Source organism: Nonomuraea sp. WAC 01424 (assembly GCF_003947315.1).
GTDB classification, from domain to species: domain Bacteria; phylum Actinomycetota; class Actinomycetes; order Streptosporangiales; family Streptosporangiaceae; genus Nonomuraea; species Nonomuraea spiralis.
In genome coordinates this window covers 48,852-72,910 of sequence record NZ_QHHZ01000002.1, presented here as the reverse complement: position 1 = coordinate 72,910, position 24,059 = coordinate 48,852, and the positions used below count along the sequence as shown (strand labels likewise).

At 68.9% G+C, this 24,059-nt stretch carries 23 protein-coding genes and 1 pseudogene; 18 read left to right on the top strand and 6 right to left on the bottom strand.

From position 1 onward, the window contains the following. Position 1 precedes the first annotated feature (1 nt). Genes DMB42_RS05630 through ffh form a run of 3 tightly spaced genes read left to right on the top strand, consistent with a single transcriptional unit; the run spans position 2 to position 2,576 of the window. Complete coding sequence (locus tag DMB42_RS05630; protein WP_125631373.1) at positions 2-394, top strand: DUF742 domain-containing protein; 393 nt, start codon at positions 2-4, stop codon at positions 392-394. Positions 395-401: 7 nt separating this feature from the next. Continuing rightward, positions 402-962 (top strand): ATP/GTP-binding protein, encoded by a 561-nt coding sequence (locus tag DMB42_RS05625; protein ID WP_125632592.1) that lies wholly within the window; start codon positions 402-404, stop codon positions 960-962. A gap of 57 nt (positions 963-1,019) precedes the next feature. Continuing rightward, on the top strand, positions 1,020-2,576 hold the full coding sequence (gene ffh / locus DMB42_RS05620; protein WP_125631371.1) for a signal recognition particle protein: 1,557 nt from the start codon (positions 1,020-1,022) through the stop codon (positions 2,574-2,576). 112 nt (positions 2,577-2,688) lie between these two features. Here ffh and DMB42_RS52980 read toward each other — a convergent pair whose 3' ends face one another. Beyond that, a complete protein-coding gene (locus tag DMB42_RS52980; RefSeq protein ID WP_185844480.1) occupies positions 2,689-3,984 on the bottom strand; it encodes a hypothetical protein in 1,296 nt (431 codons plus the stop codon). 254 nt (positions 3,985-4,238) lie between these two features. On the opposite strand from DMB42_RS52980, the gene rpsP reads away from it, so the two are divergent. The 13 genes from rpsP to DMB42_RS05550 all read left to right on the top strand — a co-directional run bounded on the left by rpsP (position 4,239) and on the right by DMB42_RS05550 (position 14,984). Further along, complete coding sequence (gene rpsP, locus DMB42_RS05610; RefSeq protein WP_125631369.1) at positions 4,239-4,685, top strand: 30S ribosomal protein S16; 447 nt, start codon at positions 4,239-4,241, stop codon at positions 4,683-4,685. Between the two features lies 1 nt (position 4,686). After that, complete coding sequence (locus tag DMB42_RS05605) at positions 4,687-4,932, top strand: RNA-binding protein (protein ID WP_125631367.1); 246 nt, start codon at positions 4,687-4,689, stop codon at positions 4,930-4,932. Positions 4,933-5,004: 72 nt separating this feature from the next. Continuing rightward, on the top strand, positions 5,005-5,505 hold the full coding sequence (rimM, locus tag DMB42_RS05600) for a ribosome maturation factor RimM (protein WP_125631366.1): 501 nt from the start codon (positions 5,005-5,007) through the stop codon (positions 5,503-5,505). Next, positions 5,505-6,284, top strand: a complete 780-nt coding sequence (gene trmD, locus DMB42_RS05595; protein ID WP_125631364.1) for a tRNA (guanosine(37)-N1)-methyltransferase TrmD — start codon at positions 5,505-5,507, stop codon at positions 6,282-6,284. Before rimM ends, trmD begins: the two co-directional genes overlap by 1 nt. Before the next feature lie 137 nt (positions 6,285-6,421). Continuing rightward, complete coding sequence (gene rplS / locus DMB42_RS05590) at positions 6,422-6,784, top strand: 50S ribosomal protein L19 (protein WP_125631362.1); 363 nt, start codon at positions 6,422-6,424, stop codon at positions 6,782-6,784. 142 nt (positions 6,785-6,926) lie between these two features. After that, complete coding sequence (lepB, locus tag DMB42_RS05585; RefSeq protein WP_125631360.1) at positions 6,927-7,784, top strand: signal peptidase I; 858 nt, start codon at positions 6,927-6,929, stop codon at positions 7,782-7,784. Further along, a complete protein-coding gene (gene lepB / locus DMB42_RS05580) occupies positions 7,784-8,380 on the top strand; it encodes a signal peptidase I (RefSeq protein ID WP_125631358.1) in 597 nt (198 codons plus the stop codon). Before lepB (DMB42_RS05585) ends, lepB (DMB42_RS05580) begins: the two co-directional genes overlap by 1 nt. Positions 8,381-8,430: 50 nt before the next feature. Beyond that, complete coding sequence (locus DMB42_RS05575; protein ID WP_125631356.1) at positions 8,431-9,099, top strand: ribonuclease HII; 669 nt, start codon at positions 8,431-8,433, stop codon at positions 9,097-9,099. 39 nt (positions 9,100-9,138) lie between these two features. After that, positions 9,139-9,462, top strand: coding sequence for a DUF2469 domain-containing protein (locus tag DMB42_RS05570; RefSeq protein ID WP_026215037.1), 324 nt, complete (start codon positions 9,139-9,141; stop codon positions 9,460-9,462). 1,133 nt (positions 9,463-10,595) lie between these two features. Then, positions 10,596-10,949 carry a YraN family protein gene (locus DMB42_RS05565; protein ID WP_125631354.1) on the top strand — a complete coding sequence of 118 codons (354 nt, stop codon included), beginning with the start codon at positions 10,596-10,598 and terminating at the stop codon, positions 10,947-10,949. After that, the gene (locus DMB42_RS05560) at positions 10,950-12,491 is read left to right on the top strand and encodes a YifB family Mg chelatase-like AAA ATPase (protein WP_125631352.1); all 1,542 of its coding nucleotides are present in this window, start codon (positions 10,950-10,952) and stop codon (positions 12,489-12,491) included. 76 nt (positions 12,492-12,567) lie between these two features. Then, a complete protein-coding gene (gene dprA / locus DMB42_RS05555; RefSeq protein WP_260477511.1) occupies positions 12,568-13,875 on the top strand; it encodes a DNA-processing protein DprA in 1,308 nt (435 codons plus the stop codon). Between the two features lie 149 nt (positions 13,876-14,024). Further along, positions 14,025-14,984: a tyrosine recombinase XerC gene (locus DMB42_RS05550; protein WP_396981146.1), complete on the top strand. Its 960-nt coding sequence runs from the start codon at positions 14,025-14,027 to the stop codon at positions 14,982-14,984. Between the two features lie 807 nt (positions 14,985-15,791). Here the strand turns inward: DMB42_RS05550 and DMB42_RS05545 are convergent. From DMB42_RS05545 to DMB42_RS05520, 5 genes and pseudogenes are all read right to left on the bottom strand, one after another. Further along, positions 15,792-16,487, bottom strand: a complete 696-nt coding sequence (locus tag DMB42_RS05545) for a hypothetical protein (RefSeq protein WP_125631348.1) — start codon at positions 16,485-16,487, stop codon at positions 15,792-15,794. 185 nt (positions 16,488-16,672) lie between these two features. Beyond that, positions 16,673-18,215 (bottom strand): annotated as a pseudogene (locus DMB42_RS05540) (ISKra4 family transposase). Between the two features lie 125 nt (positions 18,216-18,340). Then, a complete protein-coding gene (locus DMB42_RS05535) occupies positions 18,341-18,883 on the bottom strand; it encodes a hypothetical protein (protein ID WP_125631346.1) in 543 nt (180 codons plus the stop codon). Positions 18,884-18,950: 67 nt separating this feature from the next. After that, positions 18,951-20,153 (bottom strand): M23 family metallopeptidase, encoded by a 1,203-nt coding sequence (locus DMB42_RS56310; RefSeq protein ID WP_221762027.1) that lies wholly within the window; start codon positions 20,151-20,153, stop codon positions 18,951-18,953. Positions 20,154-20,594: 441 nt separating this feature from the next. Continuing rightward, entirely contained in the window at positions 20,595-21,914 is a 1,320-nt protein-coding gene (locus DMB42_RS05520; protein ID WP_125631342.1) for an MFS transporter, read from the bottom strand. A 133-nt stretch (positions 21,915-22,047) separates the two neighbouring features. Here DMB42_RS05520 and DMB42_RS05515 point away from each other — a divergent pair, with 133 nt between their 5' ends. Both DMB42_RS05515 and rpsB read left to right on the top strand, forming a co-directional pair. After that, the gene (locus tag DMB42_RS05515) at positions 22,048-22,662 is read left to right on the top strand and encodes a helix-turn-helix transcriptional regulator (RefSeq protein WP_125631340.1); all 615 of its coding nucleotides are present in this window, start codon (positions 22,048-22,050) and stop codon (positions 22,660-22,662) included. A 242-nt stretch (positions 22,663-22,904) separates the two neighbouring features. Continuing rightward, the gene (rpsB, locus tag DMB42_RS05510; RefSeq protein ID WP_125631338.1) at positions 22,905-23,864 is read left to right on the top strand and encodes a 30S ribosomal protein S2; all 960 of its coding nucleotides are present in this window, start codon (positions 22,905-22,907) and stop codon (positions 23,862-23,864) included. The last annotated feature ends 195 nt before the right edge of the window (positions 23,865-24,059 follow it).

Sequence of the window (24,059 nt, the reverse complement as noted above, 5' to 3'; positions counted from 1 at the left end):
GGTGACGGATTCCTGGAACAGCGGTGGTTGGGAGCCCCAGCCGCCGACCAGCTCGGACCCGGCGTCGCCGGTACGCCCGTACGCGGTGACGGGCGGGCGTACCGCGCCCAAGGTCAAGCTGGCCATGGAGGCCCTGGTGTCGTCGGCGACCGCCGAACACCGGGAGTTCTCCCACATCACTCCCGAGTACAAGGCGATCAGCCAGCTCTGCCGTCAGGTCCGGTCGGTCGCCGAGGTGTCGGCGCTGCTGCGGATCCCGCTCGGTGTGGTGCGTGTTCTGATCGCTGATATGGCGGCCGAGGGCCTGGTGCGGGTGCACCAGCCGCAGCTGGATGCGGGTAGGCCGGACGTCAACCTGCTGGAAAGGGTGCTCAGTGGACTTCGCAGGCTCTAGCCCCGGTCTGACCTCGACGAAGATCGTGGTGGCCGGTGGCTTCGGCGTCGGCAAGACGACGTTCGTCGGCGCCGTCTCGGAGATCATGCCGCTCACCACGGAGGCCGTCATGACCGACGCCTCCGCGGGGATCGACGACCTGGGCATGACGCCGCTGAAGTCGACCACGACCGTCGCCATGGACTTCGGCCGCGTCTCGCTCGACCGCGACCTGATCCTCTACCTGTTCGGCACGCCCGGACAGCACCGGTTCTGGTTCATGTGGGACGACCTCGTACGCGGCGCCATCGGCGCCGTGGTCCTGGTGGACACCCGCCGCCTGGCCGACAGCTTCCCCGCGATCGACTATTTCGAAGAGGCGCAACTGCCCTTCATCGTGGGGATCAACGGCTGGGACGGCCAGTACGGCCACAGCGACACCGAGGTCCGCGACGCCCTCACGCTGGCCCCCCACATCCCTCTGGTACGCCTCGACGCCCGCCAGAAGGACTCGGTCAAAAGCGCTCTGATCAACCTCGTCGAGCACGCGTTGACGGTCCGGATGGCCGTGCCAGGCTGGAGCGGCTAGGAGAGCGGATAGGCTGAAGTCTTAGACGTACATTCGCTACGAGGACTGGCCAACCACGTGTTCGAGACGCTTTCCGACCGGCTGACATCGGTCTTCTCCTCCCTCCGATCCAAGGGTCGGCTGTCCGATGCCGACATCGACGCCACCACCCGCGAGATCCGCATCGCCCTGCTCGAGGCCGATGTCGCGCTCCCGGTGGTCAAGGCGTTCGTCGCTCAGGTCAAGGAGCGCGCCCGCGGCGCCGAAGTCTCCCAGGCGCTCAACCCGGCGCAGCAGGTCGTCAAGATCGTCAATGACGAGCTGATCGAGATCCTCGGCGGCGAGACGCGCAGGCTCCGCTTCGCCAAGACCGCTCCGACCGTCGTCATGCTCGCGGGCCTCCAGGGTGCCGGTAAGACCACCCTGGCCGGCAAACTGGCCCGGTGGCTGCGCGAGCAGGGCCACGCGCCCATGCTGGTCGCCGCCGACCTCCAGCGGCCCAACGCCGTGCAGCAGCTCCAGGTCGTGGGCGAACGCGCCCAGGTCGCCGTCTACGCGCCCGAGCCCGGCAGCGGCGTCGGCGACCCGGTCGAGGTGTCCCGCCGCTCCATCGACGAGGCCCGGCGGCTCAACCACGACATCGTCATCATCGACACCGCGGGCCGCCTGGGCATCGACCAGGAGATGATGAAGCAGGCCGCCGACATCCGCGACGCGGTCCGCCCCGACGAGACCCTGTTCGTGGTCGACGCCATGATCGGCCAGGACGCCGTCAACACGGCCCAGGCGTTCATGGAGGGCGTCGGCTTCGACGGCGTCGTGCTGACCAAGCTCGACGGCGACGCCCGAGGCGGCGCCGCGCTGTCGGTGCGGCACATCACCGGCCGCCCGATCATGTTCGCCTCCACGGGCGAGAAGCTGGAAGACTTCGACGCCTTCCACCCCGACCGGATGGCCTCCCGCATCCTCGACATGGGTGACATCCTCACCCTGATCGAGCAGGCGCAGAAGACGTTCGACGAGGATCAGGCCGCCAAGATGGCGGGCAAGCTCACCTCTGGCGAGAACTTCACGCTCGACGACTTCCTCGAGCAGATGATGATGGTCCAGAAGATGGGCCCCATCAAGAACCTGCTCGGCATGATGCCCGGCATGGGCCAGATGCGTGACCAGCTCAACTCCATCGACGACCGCGACCTCGACCGCATCGCCGCCATCATCCGCTCGATGACCCCCGGTGAGCGGCAGGACCCGAAGATCATCAACGGCTCCCGCCGCGCCCGCATCGCCGCCGGTTCCGGCGTCACGGTCAGCGCCGTGAGCAACCTCGTCACCCGCTTCTTCGAGGCACAGAAGATGATGAAGCGCGTGGCCGGGGGGATGGGCATCCCGGGCATGCCCGGCGGGCGCGGGAAGGCGTCCAAGGCCCAGAAGAAGGCCAAGAAGGGGCGGCGCGTGAGCGGCGACCCGCGCAAGGCGGCCCTGGAGAAGTCCGCGTCCCCGTCCCCCGACGGCGAGGGCGAGGCGCCCAAGGCCGGGGGAGTGCTGGGCAACCTGGGCGGCAAGCTCCCGCCCGGCCTCGAACTGCCCCCGGGTTTCGACCCGTCGAAGCTGAAGCTGCCGGGCCAGAAGTAGGCGGCCCCACACCGGAGGCGTCGTCCTCGGTCAGGCTTTTATCACTGCGAAAGACGCGCGCCCGGGACCGTGTTCGGTCACCGGGCGCGTGTGTCGAGCCGTACGGGCTGCTCTAACGGCAGAGCAGCAGCCACTGCAGAGCGGGGTCCATGAGGGACCACCTCGGGGTGATCGCCGCGGGCACCTGCATCGGCAGACCGACGTACGGCGACTCCTCATCCGTCATGTCGCCGACCGGCCCCGGACCCAACGGACCGAGAGGGCCGTAGGGGCTGAGAGGGCCGAACGGACCGGGAGGGCCGTAGGGGCCGGCGTAGTCGGCGGGTCCTTCATGACCGCTCGGGCCGCCGTAGTGGTCCGAGCCGTGAGGCGGCCAAGGGCAGTGAGGCGATAGATGCCCATGCTCGTGCGGGTGCTGCGGTTTGTGCGGCCGATGAGTGCAGCCCTGTGTGGGCTTGGGCGTCGGGCTGATGGTCGGACTCGGGCTTGGCGTGTGCGTCGGGCTCGGGCTAGGGCTCGGAGTGGGCGTCGGCGTAGGAGTGGGGCTCGGGCTCGGGCTGGGCGTCGGGGTCGGCGTGGATGTCGGCGTGGGTGTCGGTGTCGGGGTTGGTGTGGGCGTCGGGGTCGGTGTCGGCGTGGGCGTGGGTGTGGGTGTGGGTGTCGGGGTGGGTTGGTTGGGGACGCAGTTGACTTCGACCCGGCCGATGGTGACATCGGTCAGCGGGCCCTCGTAGACGACGTTGCCGTCGTCGTCCAGCAGGCGGGCGGAGATCGAGATCAGCATGTCCGCCTCGGCGGAGGTCGCGTCGTTCGTCGTGGCGGTGTCGGTCCTGACCACCGTCAGGGTCCCGGCGAACACGTCCGGGTACCCGAGTTGTGCCCCCGTCGCGGGCACCTGCGTGGTCCCCTGCTCGATGGGCACGCCCAGCACCGTGATGGTCCCGGGCGCGGCCTGTACGGACGCCATCGCCGGAGCCGGCGGCGTGCAGCGCGCGTGTGTCTCCACGTTGCCCGTGATCAGCAGTGGCTGGGAGGCGCCCGGGTTGAGCTGGAGGCTGCTGACGACCAGTTGGGCGCTGGCCTCCCATACGTCCGGCGCGTCCAGGCCGCTCGCCTGAAGCTGTTCGTTGGCCAGGTCGACGAATTCGGTGACTCCGTCCGGGTCGCTCCAGTCACCGTTGTCGGTGCCGGGGTCGGGCCCCACTGAGGCCGTGCCCCAGACGCCGGAGAAGCCGGGCTGGCCCAGCTCCGGGATTTCGGTGATGGTCAGGCCGATACCGTTGGAATTGGCGAACTCGCCCGCCGCGGCGGTGGCCGTAAGCCCGAACAAGGCCCCTGCGAGCAGGACGGACACGCCGGCGGTGAGCAGCCCCGTGCGCGTGAGCTGCGGCTTGGTCAAGGTGGTCACCCACCCATTCCGCAGGGAAGTTGATCAAGTCCGGCGCGGTGACACGCGGCCGTTGCCGAGCCTTTGCCGTGGCCTGCCGGGACAGGTCGAAGGCAGTGTCCGCGGTCTGGCAGAATGACATGTTGGAACATCGTGACCAGGTGGGTGCCCTCTCATCTCCCGCCGGCCGCGCCTGTCCCTGGAGCGTCGTCTCATCGTGCCCCACTCGATGAGGTGCCGTTCACCCACGCTCGAATGCAGGAGAGACCACACCAGTGGCAGTCAAGATCAAGCTCAAGCGGCTCGGCATGATCCGCAATGCTCAGTACCGAATCGTCATCGCCGACAGCCGCACCAAGCGTGACGGCCGGGCGATCGAGGAGATCGGCCTGTACCACCCGAAGGAAAACCCTTCGCGCATCGAGGTCAACGCCGAGCGTGCGGCCTACTGGCTGGGTGTCGGCGCGCAGCCGACCGAGCCGGTGCTCAAGCTGCTCAAGCTCACCGGTGACTGGCAGAAGTTCAAGGGCGAGGCCGCCCCGGCGGTGCTGCTGGTCGCCGAGCCCGCGCCCGACAGGCACGCCCTCTACGAGGCCGCGGCCAAGGAGGCGCTGTCCGGTGGCGACACCGGCACTGCCGCCACCACGGCGCCCAAGCGTGCCAAGAAGAAGGAAGAAGCCGAGGCCGCCCCCGCCGAGACCCCGACCGAGGGCGAGGGCTGACGTGCTCGAGGAGGCTCTCGAGCACCTCGTTAAGGGCATCGTCGAACATCCCGACGATGTCCGGGTCCGTGCCCGCCGCATTCGCAGCGGGCGCGTCCTGGAGGTCCGGGTGCACCCCGAGGACCTGGGCAAGGTCATCGGACGCGGCGGGCGCACCGCCAAGGCGCTGCGCACCGTTGTGAACGCCCTGGCCGACGGGAAGTACGTACGGGTCGACCTGCTCGACCTGAACGAAGCAGTCCGTTAGCGTCAGGAATTCGCGCCCTCATCGGTCCTGAAAGGCCGATGGGGGCGCTTGCGTTGGAGAAGGTGGGTTCACGTGCAGCTGGTCGTCGGTCGGATAGGTCGTCCGCACGGAGTACGCGGTGAGGTGACCGTGGAGGTGCGCACCGACGATCCAGAGCTGCGCTTCGCCGAGGGCCTGTCGATCGCGACGGACCCGGCGGGCAGAGGGCCGCTCGTCATCGAGGGTCGCCGCTGGCACAAGGACGTGCTCCTGGTCGCGTTCGAGGGGTTCGGCAGTCGTGACCAGGCCGAGGAGCTGCGGGGCACCATGCTGGTGATCGACTCCGCCGAGGTGGAGCCGTCCGACGATCCGGACGAGTTCCATGACCACCAGCTCGTCGGGCTGGCGGTGGAGACCGTGTCGGGCGAGCCCGTCGGTGAGGTCACCGACGTGCTGCACCACGGCCAGGACCTGCTGGTCGTACGCCGTCGCGGGCAGGACGACGCGCTCATCCCGTTCGTGAAGGCCCTGGTGCCCGAGGTCGACCTGACGGGCGGACGCCTGATCGTCGACCCGCCAGAGGGCCTGCTGTGATGCGCCTCGACATCCTGTCCATCTTTCCCGAGTACTTCGCCCCGCTCGACGTCTCCCTGATCGGCAAGGCGCGCGAGCGCGGCACCCTCGACGTACGGGTCCACCAGCTCCGCGACTGGGCGCACGACGTCCACAGGACCGTCGACGACACGCCGTACGGCGGCGGGCCCGGCATGGTGATGAAGCCCGAGGTCTGGGGCGAGGCCATCGACTCGGTGATCGGCGACGGCGCGCCGCGGATGATCGTGCCGACGCCGAGCGGGCGGCCGTTCACCCAGGAGATGGCCCAGGAGCTGGCCGCGGAGCCGTGGTTGTTGTTCGCCTGCGGGCGTTACGAGGGCATCGATTCGCGGGTCATGGCCGAGTACGGCTCCCGGCTGCGCGTCGACGAGGTCAGCATCGGCGACTACGTGCTGGCCGGCGGCGAGGTGGCGGTGCTGGTGATGGTCGAGGCCGTCGGCCGGCTGCTGCCCGGGGTGCTGGGGAACGCCCAGTCCGCCGTGGACGACTCCTTCGCGCCTGGTTCGATGCAGAACCTGGTGGAAGGTCCGGTCTACACCAAGCCGCCGGTGTGGCGGGGGCACGAGGTTCCCGCCGTGCTGCTGTCCGGACATCACGGAAAAGTCGCCCGGTGGCGACGGGACGAGGCGCTCCGGCGTACCGTACGGAACCGGCCCGAACTGGCGGCGGCGCTCGACCCGGAGACGCTCGACAAGCACGACAGGAAGCTGCTCGAAGAGCTCTCGTTTCGCGTCCGGCCGGAAGATATGGCAAACTGAATCGCTGCCAACCGTCACACGGTTGGTCCGTCATGCCCGGGAAACGATCCCGGGTTCATCAAATCAGCAAGCGTGTCCGCCGCGAGCTCCGGCCGGGTGGACCTCCGCGTGCTCGCGAGGACTTGAGGACAGCTCTCATGCACACGAAGATCCAGGAGCTCGAGCAGGCGACCCTGCGCAGCGACGTCCCGGCGTTCCGCCCCGGTGACACGCTCGAGGTCCACGTACGAGTCGTCGAAGGCAACCGCTCCCGTGTCCAGGTCTTCAAGGGGTTCGTGCTGCGGCGGCAGGGCAGCGGCGCCCGCGAGACCTTCACGGTCCGCAAGGTCAGCTACGGCGTCGGCGTCGAGCGCACCTTCCCGGTGCACAGCCCGGTCATCGAGAAGATCGTGCTCGTGACCCGCGGTGACGTGCGTCGCGCCAAGCTCTACTACATGCGCGACCTGCGCGGCAAGGCCGCCCGCATCCGCGAGAAGCGTGAGGCGACCCCCGCGAAGTAACCCAAGTCTTTACCGAAAGGCCCGTGCACCGCACGGGCTTTTCGGCTTTGCGGGGCCATTTCCTTTATGTGGAACGACTCGCGCATGGGTGTAACGTCGGTCGAGGCTTGTCGAGCCGTTCCATCATCTAGGCTCGTCAGCGATGACTAGCGAGGACCAGGAGTACGGCGCTTCGCGCCGCCCTGTCGAGGACGAGGTGGACGTGGTCGCCGAAGAGACTCAGAAGCCGGCAAAGGGCGACAAGGAGAAGAAGGGGTCGTTCTGGAAAGAACTGCCCGTTCTTGTTGTTGTGGCCCTCGTGCTGGCCCTGATCATCAAGACGTTCGTGATCCAGGCCTTCTACATTCCGTCGGAGTCCATGGAGAACACCCTGCTCAAGAACGACAGGGTCCTGGTCAACAAGCTCGTCTACCACACCCGTGACATCGAGCGCGGTGACGTCGTGGTCTTCTCCGGCGTCGACTCCTGGGACGGCGAGTTCGAGATGGAGGAGCCGTCCAACCCGATCGCGGCCTTCTTCCGCTGGGTGGGCACGGCGTTCGGCGTCGTGCCGGGCGAGAAGGACTACATCAAGCGGGTCATCGGCGTCGGCGGCGACCACGTCAAGTGCTGCGACTCCAAGGGGCGCATCACGGTCAACGGCACGGCCATCGACGAGGAGAGCTACCTCTACCCGGGCAACGTGCCGTCCGACAGGTTCTTCGACATCACCGTGCCGCCCGGCCGGCTGTGGGTGATGGGTGACCATCGTTCCGTCTCGCTCGACTCGCGCTCGCACACAGGTGACCAGGGCGGCGGCTCGATCCCCGAAGGTCAGGTCATCGGCCGGGCCTTCGTGATCGTCTGGCCGTTCAACCGGGCGGGAGTGTTGTCCATACCCGACACGTTCGCGCAGCCCGCACTTCAGGCACTTGGCGAGTCCGTACCGCTGGTGGCCGGGTTCGGGCTGGCCGTACCCTTGGTCCTGGTTCGTCGGCGCCGGTTGGGGAGGAAGCGCTGATGGCCGTCACCAAGAAGGCGGAGGGCGTGGCCAAAGAGAAGAAGAAGGGCGGCTTCCGGGAGACCGTCCTGCTGCTCGTGCTCGGCGTGGGCATCGCGCTGCTGCTGCAGGCGTTCGTGATCGGGTCGTTCTACATCCCGTCGGAGTCGATGGAGAACACCCTGCTGATCAACGACCGGGTGTTCGTCAACAAGCTGGCGGGCGATCCCGCGCGCGGCGACATCGTGGTGTTCAAGGGCTGGCGTACCGGCGAGGACACCATCAAGCGCGTCATCGGCGTCGGCGGCGACAAGGTGGTCTGCTGCGACTCCAAGCACCGCATCAGCGTCAACGGCACCCCCCTCGACGAGGAGTCCTACCTCTACCCCGGTGACTTCGGCGGCGGCGACAAGTTCAGCGTCACCGTCCCGGCGGGCAAGTTGTGGCTGATGGGCGACCACCGCACCGCCTCGGCCGACTCGCGCGCCCACATGGACGAGCCCGGCGGCGGCTTCATCTCCGTCGACGACGTGATCGGCAAGGCGGTCGTCCGCTACTGGCCGCTGTCGCGCGGCTACCTGTTCTCCACGCCCGAGACTTTCGACAAGGTCAAGTAGGGGGCTTTCGGTCGCGGTTTGCGGCGAATGGGGCGTACGCTGCCAGTGTCATGACAGTTGCGTTCCGCCCTCGACCGAGCGTCGTCCGGCGCGATTCCGGACTCTACGCCTATGAGCGGGCGCTGGCCCGCCGTGGGCTGACCCCGATCGCCGGGGTCGACGAGGCGGGCCGCGGCGCCTGCGCCGGTCCGCTGGTCGTCGCCGCCGTCGTCCTGCGCAAGGAGGTCAACGGCCTCGGCGACTCCAAGCTGCTGTCAGCGCCCGTGCGCGAGCGTCTGTACGATCGCATCCTGGCCACCGCCCACGTGGGCGTCGTGGTGATCCCGGCCGCCGAGATCGACGCGAGGGGCCTGCACAAGAGCAATGTGTCAGGAATGCGGCGGGCCGTCGCGCGGTTGCCCTGTGACCCGGAGTACATCCTCACGGACGGCTTCCCGGTGCCCGGCCTGCCGGCGCCGTCCCTGGCGGTGTGGAAGGGGGACCAGGTGGCCGCCTGCGTGGCGGCCGCGTCGATCGTGGCCAAGGTGACGAGGGACCGCCTGATGGTCGAGCTGGATCGAAGATTCCCTCAGTACGGTTTCGCCGAGCACAAGGGGTATGTCACGCCAGGACATCGTTTGGCACTGGAGAGACATGGCCCGTGCCCCGAACACCGTTACTCCTTCGTCACGGTGGCCAGGGGCATGGGTGAAAATGAAATGGGGGCCGGGGTTGCCTGAGCAGGCGAACCGGGGGACCGGTACGACAGGAGGACCGCGATGAGCGCAGAGGATCTCGAAAAATACGAAACCGAGATGGAGCTGCAGCTTTACCGCGAATACCGTGATGTCGTCGGGTTGTTCACATACGTCGTGGAGACCGAGCGTCGGTTCTACCTGACCAACTCGGTCGACCTCGACGTCCGTACCGCGGAGAACGGCGACGTCTTCTTCGACGTGAAGATGCAGGACGCCTGGGTGTGGGACATGTACCGGCCGGCGCGGTTCGTGAAGAACGTGCGGGTGGTCACGTTCAAGGATGTGAACGTGGAAGAGCTGGCCAAGGCCGACCTGGAGATGCCCAAGGAAGGGTTCTCCGGGTAGGACTAGGGGGATGCCGGCGCCGCGGGGGGCGACGACGGCATCTGACCCTGCCGCCCTGGCGGGACTGCGACCCGCTTCATCTGCTGGGTACGTCGAGGTTCTGGGGGACGTACGGGCCGATGCTGGTTGGCCGTTCGCTCGTTCGTCCGTTCGCGCTCGTTCGTTCCGGTGCGACCTGCGTCCGTTCTCGTGCGACCTGCGCGGGCTCGCTCGCGTAGGGCAACAGGCGGCGTCGTGCGGTGTCGTGCGGCGCGCTTCCTCGCGCGCTGTCGCGCGAGTCCCTTCTCGGACACCGCGCCTTCGCCTGCGCGGGCACCGAGGGGCTCATCGCATCCCGAGCTCGTCCTGGGCGGTCACCAGCCGAACCTGCGCAAATCCGTGAAGTCGCGGCCCAAGACGGCTGGCGGCCCGTGACGTAGAGCGGTGCGACCTCGCTCGCACAAGGCAGCCGGTACCGGTGACGTCGTCATGCGGCCACGATCGTCGGCGTGGCGTGGCGTGGCGTGGCGGGCGCATAGGCGGGCGAACTGGGCGTTAACTAGACCTGTGGCGCGCCGCCCCCATGCGGCAGCCCCCGATCAGGCTTGCTGGGGCCGCAGGACGACCGTGGTGGCCCGCTGCTGCCACGTGCCGTCCGGGAGCTGCCCGTGCCTCCTGCGGACGTCCGGGAGCCGCCCGTACCCCCTCCGCGGCCACCCGCGAGCCTCCCATGCCCCCCGCGGTCGCCAGTGGCGGCTCGCGGTGGCGAGTGCGTGATCTGGCGTGTCGGTCGTGTGGCCATTCCCAGCTGTCCCGCTCCGCTCAGCCTCGCCCCCTCTGTCCCTCTCAGGCAGAGCACCTGCAAGCGGCCTGGTCAGGCAGCGCCTCGCCCTCATCCTGGGGCTTGGGGGCAGAGTCGCGTCTACGCAGGCGTGCGAGCGTCACACCCCTTCGCGCAGCACGTCATCGCCGCCCTCAACTGGCCGGACTTCCACTTCAAGAGGGCCTCAACCCACCGCGCCCGCGGTTATCCACAACCCCGGCCCACCCTGCGCCCCCCATCCCCAGAATCCCGTTCGCCTCCCTCCGATGCCCCCGTCATCCGCCAAGGTCGGTCACCGAACAACCGGCGAACAGACGGACGGAGGCGGCGCATGGCCCCCAAAGATGAGCTCGGCAAGCAAGGCGAAGATCTAGCCGCGATCTACCTGGAAGCCAAGGGGATGACGATCCTCGAACGCAACTGGCGTTGTCGCCGAGGTGAGATCGACATCATCGCCGTGGACGGCCAGATCCTGGTGGTCGTCGAGGTCAAGACCCGATCGAGCAGATCCCACGGCACAGCCCTGGAGTCCGTGAACCGCGCCAAGCTGGCGCGGCTCCGCATGCTGGCAGCCAAATGGCTGTCCGCGCAGTCCCGCTCCTTCGGCGCCGTACGCATCGACGTGATCGCCCTGGAGCGCTTCGCGGGCAACTTCGCCCTGCGCCACATACGGGGGGCGATCTAGATGGCCGTGGCCCGTACCCGCAGCGTGGCGCTGGTCGGAGTGAGCGGCCGCAGCGTCGAGGTGGAGGCCGACGTGGGCAACGGCTTGGCCGGCATCCACCTCATCGGCCTCCCCGACACGGCGCTCAGCGAGGCCCGCGACCGGGTGCGTTCCGCGGTGGTCAACAGCAGCTATCCGTGGCCGGACGCCCGCATCACCGTCAGCCTCTTCCCTGCCAGCCTGCCCAAACGCGGTTCCCAGTTCGACCTGGCCATCGCCATGGCCATCCTGGGGGCCGCCGGGGTCGTCCCGCCCGAGCGCATCGCCGAGCCGTTCTTCCTCGGCGAGCTCGGCCTCGACGGCCGCATCAGGCCCGTACGCGGCGTGCTCCCGTCGATCCTGGGCGCCGCGGCAGCGCACGGAGAGGCCACGGTCATCGTCCCGTCGGGGAACTCGGGCGAAGCCGGCCTGGTCCCCGACGTGAAGGTGATCCCGGTGGCCGACCTGCGCCAGTTGGTGGAGTGGCTACGCAAAGGCGACGATCCACCCCAACCCGAGATCGATGCCCGCATCGAGACGCCCGAGCCCACCTCCCGGCCCGCTGTCGATCTGGCGGACGTCGTCGGCCAGCCCGTGGCCCGCCGAGCGCTCGAAGTCTGCGCGGCCGGCGGCCACAACCTGTGGATGGTGGGCCCGCCCGGCACCGGCAAGACCCTCCTGGCCGAACGCCTTCCCACCCTCCTGCCGGACCTGGAGCTCGACCACGCCTTGGAGGTCACGGCCATCCACTCGGTCGCGGGACTGCTGCCGCCCGACAGTCCCATGATCAATCGTCCGCCGTTCGTCAGCCCTCATCACACGGCGACCGCCGCCGCGATCATCGGTGGCGGCAGCACGTTCGTCCGTCCGGGTGCGGTCTCCCTCGCGCACAGGGGTCTGTTGTTCATGGACGAGGCCCCCGAGTTCCCCCGTCACGTCCTCGACTCGCTGCGGCAGCCGCTGGAGTCGGGGCGCGTCACCGTGTCCAGATCCGCGGCCTCGGTCACGTTCCCCGCCCGGTTCATGCTGGTCCTGGCCGCCAACCCGTGCCCCTGCGCCCAGGCCGACGGCAAGGCCGCCGCCACCTGCCGCTGCTCGCCCACCACCAGACGCCGATACCTGGGCAGACTCTCCGGCCCTCTTCTCGACCGCATCGACATGAAGGTGACCGTCGCTCGGTCGTCCCGGCGTGAGCTGCTGGCCGACCGCCATTTCGTCGAATCCAGCAAGACGGTGGCAGAGCGGGTCCTGCTGGCCCGCGAACGTGCCGTCAAACGCCTCGCCGACACCCCCTGGCGGACGAACGCCGAGATCCCCTCCTCAGTCCTCCACGCCGACTACCGCCCGTCCGACGCGGCCATGCAGCCCATGACCTCCTGCCTCGACTCGGGCTCACTCACCGCCCGCGGCCTCGACCGGGCCCTCCGCGTCGCCTGGACCCTCGCCGACCTCGCCGGCAAGGCGCGCCCCGAAGAGGACGAGACCGCCGCCGCCCTCGGCTTCTGGCTGGGGGTAAGGCCGTGATCCCCGCTCAGCCCGTACAGGCTGGCCTGCCCGCAGGCCGCTCGTCCGTCCACCAAGAAGATCACCAGGAGGCCCTGTGACCAGTTCGGAACGTGAGGCGCGTGCGGCTCTCATGCGAGCCGCCGACGTGGGCGACACCACCATGGGCCGCCTGGTGAGGCACCTGGGCGCCCTTGGCGCGGTGGAGGCGATCCGCGAGCGCACCCTGCCGTCGGCCTTCATCGCTCAGGAGGCCCGGCAGGAACGCCCGTGCGACCTGTCCGGCAGGCTGAACGCCTGGTTCGTCCGCCTGGCGGCGTCGAAACCGGCCGCCGACCTGGAAGCCGGAGCGCAGGCCGGGGCCAGGCTCATCATCCCGGGCGACGCCGAATGGCCCACCCAGCTGGACGACCTCGGCCCGAGCCGTCCCCTCGGCCTCTGGCTGCACGGCACCGCCGACCTCCGCTTCGCCTGTCTCAAATCCGTGGCCGTCGTAGGAGCACGAGCCGCCACCCAGTACGGGCTGCACATCGCGGCCGGCTTCGGCATCGGCCTCAGCGAAGCAGGCTGGTCGGTCGTGTCCGGCGGCGCGTACGGGGTCGATGGCGCGGCTCACAAGGGCGCTCTGCTGGCCGACGCGCCCACGGTGGTCGTACTGGCCTGCGGAGTGGACGTCTGCTACCCCAGCGGTCATCAGGACCTGTTCGCCCGGGCCCGTGACCAGGGTGTCGTGATCAGCGAATGCCCACCCGGCGTTCATCCCACCCGAGCCCGCTTCCTGATCAGGAACCGCCTCATAGCCGCCCTCACCCGGGGAACGGCCGTAGTGGAGGCAGCCCTGCGCAGCGGCGCCCTGAACACCGCCGGTCACGCGCTCTCCCTCAACAGGCATCTGGGTGCCGTACCGGGCCCCACCACGTCCGCCCTGTCAGCCGGCTGCCACAAACTGCTGCGCGAACGTAAGGCAGTGTGCGTGACCACCCCGGAGGAGATGATCGAGCTCGTCGGCGTCATGGGCGACGACCTGGCCGCACAACCCAGGACGCCCGTCGTCGCCCGTGACCGCCTCAGCGAATCCACCAAGCGAGTCCTGGACGCCATCCCCAACCGAGGCGGCGCGGGCCCCGCGTCGATAGCGGTGTCGGCGGGCGTCAGCATGGAGATCACGCTGAGCGCCCTGGGCGGCCTGGCCGCCGCCGGCTACATCGAACGAACGGCAGGCGGCTGGCGTCTCCGCAAGACCACCGTCAGCTACCTGAAAGCCCCCGAATCCATCGCCCTGGACCCACCTCCCGCGAACGAAGCCCCAGCCACGGACCCACCCCCGCCTTCGGAAGACGACTCCCTACCCCCGCCCCACCCGCAAGAATTCGCGGCAACCTCGGGGCGCATGCGGACCAAGTGACGAAGTCATGAGGTGAGATGGTGAGGGAAGGATCACGAGACGTTGAAGGGGCAGCGCCGGGCAGTGGCGACATCACCTGTGCAAGACGCGGATGACGACGACCCGACATGCGGACGGCGCGGGCACCGCGATGCGACGGAGACCTGCGCGTGGGGACGGTGGATGAAGCCTTGAACGACGACCCGAACGTGAACGACAGTGCGCCCGGCGACTCGAACGACGATCTGAATGCCTATGAGGTCCTCGCCGAGTTCGAGAGATACCTGCGGTTCGAGCGAGATCTGTCCCCGCACACCGTTCGTGCCTACCTCTCCGACATCACCGCCCTCCTCGATCACCTGAACGGCCGGCTTGAAGGTCTGGACATCGGCGAATTGCGAGGATGGCTGGCCGATCAGCACGGCGCGGGAAAGGCGCGGGCAACGTTGGCACGCAGGACCGCCTGTGTCCGAACCTTCACCGCGTACTGCCATCGGCGCGGCTGGCTGGCCGGCGATCCGGGCCTGTTGCTCGGCAGCGCCAAGGCCCCGCGCCCGTTGCCCGCCGTACTCGACCAGAAGCAGGCACAGACCGTCCTGAACGCGCCCCCCTCCACCGGCGACCCCAAGGACCTCCGAGATCAGGCCATCCTGGAGCTCCTCTACGCCACGGGCGTGCGAGTGGGCGAACTGTGCGCGCTCGACGTCGACGACGTGGACCGGGACCGGCACGTCATACGAGTGCTGGGCAAGGGCCGTAAGGAGCGTTCGGTACCGTTCGGGATTCCGGCGCTCCGAGCGCTGGACCGGTGGTGCATCAACGGACGCCCGATCTGGGTCCGAGAACGTTCCGGGCCGGCCCTCTTCCTCGGAGTACGCGGCGGCCGGATCGACGCGGGGACCGTACGACGGGTGGTGCACGCGCGACTGGCCGAGTCCGAGGGCACCCCCGACATGGGCCCGCACGGCCTGAGACACACCGCGGCAACGCACCTGCTCGAAGGCGGTGCGGACCTTCGAAGCGTCCAGGAACTACTCGGCCACGCCTCCCTCAACACAACCCAGATCTACACCCACGTCTCGATCGACCGCCTCCGCACCGCATACCGCCAAGCCCACCCAAGAGCCTGACCCAAGCCTCAGCGTCACCCCTCTTCCTGATCACTCCCATTTCCGCCCCTCTCAGGAGACCCACGGCCCAAGAGCCTTGGAACGTCGGTGCACGGGCTGCAAAGGCAGGGCCGAGCAGAGACACAGGCGCTCTGAAACCCAACACCCAAACCTGAAGTCGCAGCCGTCCTGAGTTACGACCGTCAGGAGACACGACCGTCTGGTGCCACAGGAGCAGGGGAGACACGGGCAGTCCGGTAGTCATGGCCGGTCCAGAAACCCAGGCGCCGGGAAACACCGCCGTACGGAAACCCGGCCCTCCGGAGGCAGGGCCGTCGGAAGGTTGCGACGTGAAGACCACAAGGGACGAGATCACGGTTGTGTCGGGAGGCGAGGCCCTGGAGAGGCACGAGGGCGCGGCTATTTGAGGCCTTGGCGGCGCGAGGTAGTGGTGACTACCGGGCCGAGGAGCGCTGTTGCTGTGGCGCGTAGTGGGGAGACGCGGGGATCTGATGCAGCTGTGTGATGGGTGCGTCGTGGTGTAGGGACGACCACAGGAATGCGAGGCATGGGCGTCGCAGGCCGCGTGAGCGGGAGGTCATGAAGGTGCGACGACAGCGTTGAGGCCTGGGGCGCAGAGGGTTGATGGTGGTCGCTGCTTGGGCTTGGGCGAGGTGCATTGCCTTCAGGGGGAGAGGGCGTGGGGCTGCACTTGCCGAAGGGGACTCCTCTTCAGTCGTAGAGAAGCGTTTGGGTGCAGCTCTTCTGCAGGGACCCAACGACCTGGCCGACGCCGAAGCTGCCCTCAAGCTCCGCGCCCTCACGCGTTCAGAGCCGCGCCTCCAAACGCTCTTGCAAAGGCGCGTAGTCATGGCCCGGGAACATCTCCGGAAACACGCGCAGCACTTCGGACAGGTGTCGCGCGGTGTCGTGGAACTCGGGCTCCTTGAAATCGACCTCGGCGAAGAGATACTGCCACTGATAGGCACCCTTGGTGATCAGTAGGTTCTCCAGGTAACCCGCGTAGTCGAGGTCGAGCAGCTCGAGGCGTTCGTGGTTCATGTCGTAGAGCCACACCTGCGGGTCGTCCCCGCCGGGTGTGATGCGCAGTGCGGTGAGCCGGGCCGTTCCGGCCATCGGCTCCTGGTCCAGAAAGCGAAGCTGACCAAGCACCTCCATCTTCACGGGGTCCCTGCTGATCGTCCCGAAAGCGTCCTGCGGCACCTCGCCCCTCAGCAGCGCCCAGTGCAAGTGATTGAGGCAGAACTCACCCCTCAGATCAGGTTCGCTCATGCTGTACCAGAACACTTGCACCCTGTCGGCCGCAAAGAAGTACTCGCGAACGCCAGGCGCCAAGGTCAGCCCGGTTCGCTCGGCGATGTCTCCGAACACCCAGTCGGGGTCTCTGAGCACATCGAGAGTGGTCGGTCGAAGCTCAGCCTTCTCCACGTGGACGAAGTCACTGCTCTTGAGCTCATCGATCGCCCGTCCGCATCGGGCGAGATAGTCATCCTGCACAGCCACCGCCGGTCTTCGGGTCAACGTGTCCCCAGCATCCTTCCAGCCGCTCGGTGACCTGTTCGGACGATCAAGAAACCGGCCACACCGATCAGGTCTCAGAGCCTCTCAGACAGCTGCGGCCTACCCGACCAACAGTGACAAAGCACCGAATCCAACAGGGTGCAGCTCTTTCTCAGGGATTCGATTGATCAGGCAGTAAAGCCGAGTTTGTCCTGGTAGCGGGTCGGGTGAACCCGGAGGTGCTCTTGAGCGAGATGGAAGCGCCAGTAGGCATCGAAGTCACCGTTCGCGATCATGGCCCGGAGCGTGAGGACGGCCTCGGCGCCGGACAGGCCCCAACGGGCACCGGTGATGTCGAGGCGGTCGCCGATCAGATGGCGGCAGGCCCCCTCGATAACGCCGGTGGCGATCGGCCAGGCGGCCGCCAGGGCCCGGTCATAGCGCAAGAACGCGGCGTTGCCCCTCAGATAGCGGATGCAGGCCTCCACGCCGCCGCGGCGATCGCGGGCCAGGCCGACGGCGCCGGCTTGAGCGTCGATACCGGCCACGGTTTCATCGACGTGACCGGCCAGCACGGCGAGCGCATGAGTGGCCACCCACTCCTCAGCGGCCGGATCACCGCCCGTGTGCAGGCACCACGCCGCCTTCCACAGATACTCCAGCACGTGGATCACATCGATGACGACGTTGATCCGCACACCGCGGCGCTCGGCCTCGGCATGAACGAGGTCGAGCTGATGGCGGGCGCTCGACCAGAACCACCCAGGTCCGCGCATGGGCCGGGTCGCTGGCCTCGGCCTGGTCGAACACCGATCCGATCACCTCGTCGGGGTCGGCGGACACCGACCCGCACAGCCACTTGCCGCGGGCCTTGGGTCCGGGTCGCAGTGGCCGATGGCCGTGCTGTCCGCCGGGAACGGCGATCACATCATGGCCGCGTCGAGGTGCGGGCTCGGCGTCGTAGACCACGCCCAGAGTGGCCATGCGCTTGCGGCAGGACTTCTACCCGGCGGCCAGGCGGCTGCGGAACCGGGGCCGGGCGCGAGCGGCGGCCCGGGCGGTGCCGGGCCGCAACGCCTCCGGGCGCATCACCACGCCCTTGCCGTCGATCGAGATGACCAGCAACTCTTCAGACGTGCGCGGCAGCGGGATCCGCTGCTGGTAGAAGGCATCGATATCGGCCGCGGCGGCCACCACCGCCTCTTCGAGCCGCCGTTTGCCGATCACCGGCCCGCACCGGGCGGTGATCGCGCTCTTGGCCGCGTCGAACGACCCGCGCACCGCCTCGGCCACCGCCAGGCGGGCCAGCCCATGGCTATGCCGTCCCCCCGGCAACGACAACGCCGCATCGGCCGGACACACATTCGGCATGCCCGGGGCGCGCCAGGCGCATCGCGTGACGGTCACCGTCCCGAAGAGCGTGGACAGCAGCCGGTGATCGCCTGCTTCCAGCCGGCGGCGCACCATCTGGCCGACGCCGGCCACCCCGCCGGCCTTCCCCGCCGCACGGGCCGTGATCGCCGCCTGGCGCTCACGCTCCGCCCGCAGGCCCAGGTGGGCCTGCAGCAGCAGGCGCAGCAGCTCACGTCCCCGCTCGGCGAGCATCTCCTCCACAAGGTCATGGGTGAGCGTCTCGTCCGCGGGATCGGCGAGCTGTCCGATCAGACAGTTGAAGGTGTTCTGCGCGGACGCAAAGCAGTCAGCCGGCACGGCAGTGTCGTACGGTTCCATCACGGGCTCTTCCTCCGGCGGGTTCGGGCAGGGTCGCACCTTCGAACCTGACGGCGGAAGAGCCCTCGGGTAATCACCCCGCCGGTGAGGAGGGGGTGATGTCACCCCGGGCTACCGGAGATGTTCTACCGGGTGAGCTGGGCGGCCACCTGCTCGGTCACCACGAACAGGCCGGGGGCGTCCTCGCTCAGCCAGCCCCGCTCAGCCAGCCGCTTCAGCTTCGACCGCAGGCCCTCGACCTTGGCTGCCCGCACCGGCAGCCCCAACGCCGCCACGATCTTTTTGGCCCGCATCGCGCCACCGGCATCGACCAGTACCTCCAGCACATCCTGGTAGGTCCGAGGCAACACCGATGCGCCTATGCCCGGCCGCCACCGCGGCACCGTCATCACCCCGATCGGCGAGGTGCCCGAGTCCGGGGCCGCCCCCTCCACCTCGTCCACGCGCTGGGGGCCGTCCACCGCGACGCCGCCGGACGGCTGCTCTACCGGACCAGCCGCCTGGTCCAGGATCTCCGCCACCGTCTCCCGCGTGGTCACCAGCCGGGACACCAGCTCTTCCTCGGCCGCCAACCGCTCCCGCAACCGCTCGATCTGTTCCCGGATCACCTCCGCCCGTTCCCGGGCCGCCGCCTCCCGCCGAGCCAGTTCCTCCAGCAATGAGCCCACCGCGATCGCCTCCACCCCGCACGGTAGAAGACGAACCAGCTCACGACCACACCCTCAACGCCCCAGGTCAACAAGTCCCTGAGGAAGAGCTACACCCTTCTGGTTTTTGGGGTTTGCGGTGCTGGCCTCGTCTTGGGCTGAGGGGCCTCTTGCGGGGGCGGCGGTGGCGGCGCAGGGCTGTGATCAGGAGAGCGGCTCCGAGCAGGGTGCCCAGTCCGATTGCTGGGGCTGTGGGGGTGGAGGCCGCATGTGTCAGTAGCTGGATGACGGAGGTGAGGGGTGTGGCGGGGGAGTGGGTGGGGGTGTGCTGCCGATTCGGTGTTGGGGCTGATGCGGGGTGGAGGGGGTGCTTGCCGGGGGGTGTCTGGGGGCTGGAGGTTGTGGTTTCGGGGGTGATGGCGGAGGCCTGGGGCCGCTGGTTTGAGGGGGTCAGTGCCTGGATGGGTGGAGAGATGGCGGATGGGGGCGGGGTTTGGGGCTTGGAGGGTGGGGGTTGGAGCTGAGAAACCGTGAGCAGGCTGGGCGGCATTGGGACGAGGAGCGCGGGTGGGGGCGGGAGATGGGCGCCAGACGGGGTCGAGTACCGGGGGTTAGGCAGGTACGGGCGTAGAGGAGCGGACAGGTACGGGCATAGGAGGGCGGACAGATTCGGGCGGGGGAAGGTGGTGGGCAGGTTGGGGAGCCCGACAGTCGTGAGGGGGGGTGGTGAGGTGATGAGGTCAGAGCCTTCGGAGGGTGGGGTGAGGGTGGCTTGCGAGGAGTTGGGGTGGGTGAGGGGGAGCGGGGTGATCAGGGGTTTGGCGGGGGTGGGCCAGAGGGGGAGGAGGCGGATCAGGGCGCGGCCCAGGAGGAGCAGGGGGTCCAGGTAGCGGGAGCTCTGGAGGAGGCCCCAGTGCAGGCATGACTCCTGGCAGTGGCCTTGGATCGCCTGTACGACTCCCAAGGGATCGCCCATGGTGATCGGCTGGCCCGGCTTCACCGAGGCTGTGACCGGTAGGTACGTCGTGCGGAGGCCGCCTGGGTGGTCAATGGTGACGACTCCCCTTCCGCCTACTGAGCCTGCGTAGCGGATGGTGCCTGGGCCTGCCGCGAGGACGGGGGCTTCGGCGGGGGCGGCGAGGTCTACGCCTCGGTGTCCGGCCAGCCATGGTGCGGGGGGTGGGGCGAAGCGGCGCAGGATGCGCGGATTGCCGTCCAGCGGCCAGCGCCATGTGGGTGGGGCGGCCTTTGCTGGAGCAGCGAGGATGACGACCGCCGTGAGCGTGGTCATGGCCGTGAGGAGGGCCAGGGGGCTCAGGGCTTGGCGTGCCATGTTCTGGGGGCGGTGCCTCGGGGGTGGAGGCGCTGGGCGACGGGACATGGCGGGAAGTGTGCTGGGGGCGGCCTCTGGGCGTGGAGGCGAGCGGGGTTCTGTGGATGAAGGGGAGTGGGGCGGCCGAGGCTGTGGACGGTGGTGGAGGAGAAGGAGGTGGAGGAGAAGGTTGCGGACGGTCGAAGCGCGGCGGCGGACGGTAGGAGTTGTGGGCGATGGGCGATGGGCGATGGGCGATGGGCGATGGGCGATGGGCGATGGGCGATGGGCGGTGGGCGGTGGGCAACGGCGATGTCGGTGGTGGCGGGAAGCGTCGGTGGAGGTAGGGGCGGGGGTTGGGGGTGCTTTGGGGTTGGGTTGGGGGGAGGTGCTCTGGGTGGAGGGGGCGGCGTACTGGGGTTAGAGGACGGTGTGGCGCTTGGATTCGATGAGGTGGGTCAGGGGGTCGGGGACCGGGGTGGGGGCGGGGTGGTGGGGGTGGACGGAGTTGGGGCGGGTGGGGCGTAGGGGGGAGAGCCAGATCCAGAGGGTGCTCAGGGCTACGCCTGCGGCGCAGATGAGGATGACCGGGCGCAGGCCCAGGAGTTCGGCCAGGAGGCCGCCGCTCAGGCCTCCGAGGGCCAGTACGCCCTGTACGGCGAACGTCATGGTGGCGTTCACGCGGCCCCTGAGTGCGGTGGGGGTGTCGCGGAGGGTGATCGCGCCCATGCAGGTGGCGAAGGCGACGACGATGACGCCGGTCATGATGCCGGTCAGGGCGAGGAGGGTGAGCTTCATCCAGAGGGGGCCGGACAGGAGGCCGACGGCGAGGATCTCCAGCGGGAAGAACAGGACCGAGACGAGCAGGACACGGTTCTCGCCGTAGCGCTTGGACAGGCGGGAGGTGAGCCAGGCGCCCAGGAGGCCGCCCAGGCCGCTCAGGGCCGTGAGGAAGCCGATCATGCCCTTGGGGATGCCGAGGGTGTTGACCATGTAGAGCATGTACACGGCGGTGTACGCCATGGCGAAGAAGTTGATCGTCACGCCGGCGCCCAGCAGGGCTCGGAGCGTGGGGTGGGTGAGGCTGGTACGCAGGCCCTCCACGATGTCGGGCCACATGCCGGTCGAGCGGGTGGGCTCGTTGTGCTCCGGGGTGCGGATCGAGCGCAGGAGGAGGGCGGAGGCGAGGAAGGACAACGCCTCCGCCAGTACGGCGAACGGCGCCGTGAGCGTCTGCACCAGCAGGCCGGCCAGGCCGGGGCCGCCGACCGAGGCCACCGAGTACGAGGCGTGGAAGCCGGCCATGGCCTCGGTGCGCTGCGACGGGTCCACGGTCGCGGCCACGTAGGGGAAGTTGGCCGACTTGAAGATGACGCCGGCCGTACCGATGACCAGGGCCACCACGATCAGCCACGGCACGGTCAGGACGCCGAACACCCAGGCCAGCGGGACGGTGGCGGCGGCGACGCAGGAGACGAGCTCGCAGGCGATCATCAGCGGGCGGTGGCGGGTGAGCCGGTCGGCGATGGCGCCCGACTGGAGGCCGAACAGCAGGGCGGGCACCGAGGCGGCGGCGGTCAGCAGTCCCATCTCGGCGGGGGAGGCGGTCAGCAGCGTGACGGCGGTCAGGGGTACGGCCAGCTTGGAGACCTCCGAGCCGGTGATCGAGATCGTGCGGGCGCCCCACAGCAGGCGGTAGTCGCGCTGCTTGCGGAGGGGGAGGGGGGAGGTCGCGTCCATGCTCAGGGTCTCCAGCGGGTGGGGTCTTGGAGGGAGTTCGGGAGATGTGAAAGGAAGACTTCATAAGTATGAAGGGATCCCTTCAGAGTTGTAAAGGGAATGCTTCACATCTGTCGGCGGGTACCTTTGGCACATGACGCAGGACATGGAGGGGCTCAGCGATCCCAAGATGATGCGGGCGCTGGCTCACCCGGCGAGGCTGATGATCCTCAACCGGCTCGGTGTGGAAGGCAGTGCCACGGCCACCGAGGTGGCGGAGATCGCGGGGATCACGCCCAGCGCCGCCAGCTACCACCTGCGCATGCTGGCCAAGTACGGGTTCGTCGAGGACGCCCCGCCCAGAGGTGACGGGCGGGAACGGTTGTGGAGATCGACGCACAAGCCGTTCAGCGTGGGAGTCCTGCCGGACGACCAGCCGGAGGTCCGGGACGCCAAGAACATGCTGATCAACGCGTTCCGGAAGGAAGCCGGCGACGAGGCGGACCGGGCCCTGGCCAGAACGGTGCACGAGCCGGACGAATGGCGCGACGTGACCCGGTTCGGCCGTACCCGGATCAGGGTTGACGCGGGCGAGATGGGGCGGCTGAGCGAGGAGATCGAGAAGCTGCTGGAGCCGTACATCGCTCATCAGCGCAGCCCCGAGGACGCGCCGAGCGGGGCCAGGGTCGCCGAGGCGCAGATCAATCTCTTCCCGCTCGCCCCGAGGGTGACCCCGGGGTTGCCCACCGAGGATCACGATGCGGGCTGAGCCGTACCGGGAATGTCGGTTTGACCTCAGACGGTCAGCCTGGGGCGGTGTGGGAGGTAGACTTTTCGATGGCCTGTGGCAACAGGCCGACTTCGCATGCCCCGTTGCGGACCGCACCCTCGGTCCGGGCCTCGGCCCGGCTGGAGCGGTTTTGGGGCATCAGGGCGGTAGACAACGCGCTGCCGCGGCACAACCGAGAACCGCGCCCATCCGCAGGGCGCCCAGACCTGGAGGACCATCACATGGCCCCCGTCGTCACCATGCGACAGCTGCTCGAGAGCGGCGTTCACTTCGGCCACCAGACCCGCCGGTGGAACCCGAAGATGAAGCGCTTCATCTTCACCGAGCGCAACGGCATCTACATCATCGACCTGCAGAAGTCGCTGTCGTACATCGACCGTGCCTACGACTTCGTCAAGGAGACCGTCGCCCACGGCGGCACGATCCTGTTCATCGGCACCAAGAAGCAGGCTCAGGAGGCCATCTCCGAGCAGGCCGCGCGGGTCGGGATGCCGTACGTGAACCAGCGCTGGCTAGGCGGCATGCTCACCAACTTCTCCACCGTGCACAAGAGGCTTCAGCGTCTGAAGGAGCTCGAGGAGCTCGACTTCGACAACGTCGCCGGCTCGGGGCTCACCAAGAAGGAGCTCCTCATGCGCCGTCGTGAGAAGGACAAGCTTGAGCGCACGCTCGGCGGCATCCGCGACATGGGCCGCGTGCCCAGCGCGGTGTGGGTCGTGGACACGAAGAAGGAGCACATCGCGATCAGCGAGGCCAAGAAGCTTGGCATCCCGGTCGTCGCGATCCTCGACACCAACTGCGACCCCGACGAGGTCGACTACCCGATCCCGGGCAACGACGACGCCATCCGCGCCGTCGGCCTGCTGACCCGGGTCGTCGCCGACGGTGTCGCCGCCGGTCTGATGGCTCGCTCCGGCGCCGCCCGCGGTGACGAGAAGCCGGCCGCCGCCGAGCCGCTGGCCGAGTGGGAGCGCGAGCTCATCGAGCAGGGCCAGGGTCAGGCCGCCGCCGCGGAGGAGGCCGCTCCTGAGGCCGCCGCCGAGGAGGCTCCCGCCGCTGAGGCCCCTGCCGCCGAGGCCCCTGCCGACGAGGCTCCGGCCGCTGAGGCTCCCGCCGAGGCTGCTCCGGCCGCTGAGGCTCCGGAGGCCGCTGAGGCCGCCGAGTCCGAGCCGCAGGCCTGAGACCCGGTCGCCGGGTTCGGTCGTGAGGCCGGGCACGGTTGAGTGACATGGTTCAGGCGCCGGCTCCGCGCCACCGGTCGGCATCGACCGCGGCGCGGGGCGGGCGCCGGGCTGAGCGAGGGTCCAGCGGGCCGAGGTCCCGCAAGGGCTGAGAGGTCCAGCGGGGCCGACGTTCCGCCGGGCTGAGGTCCCGCA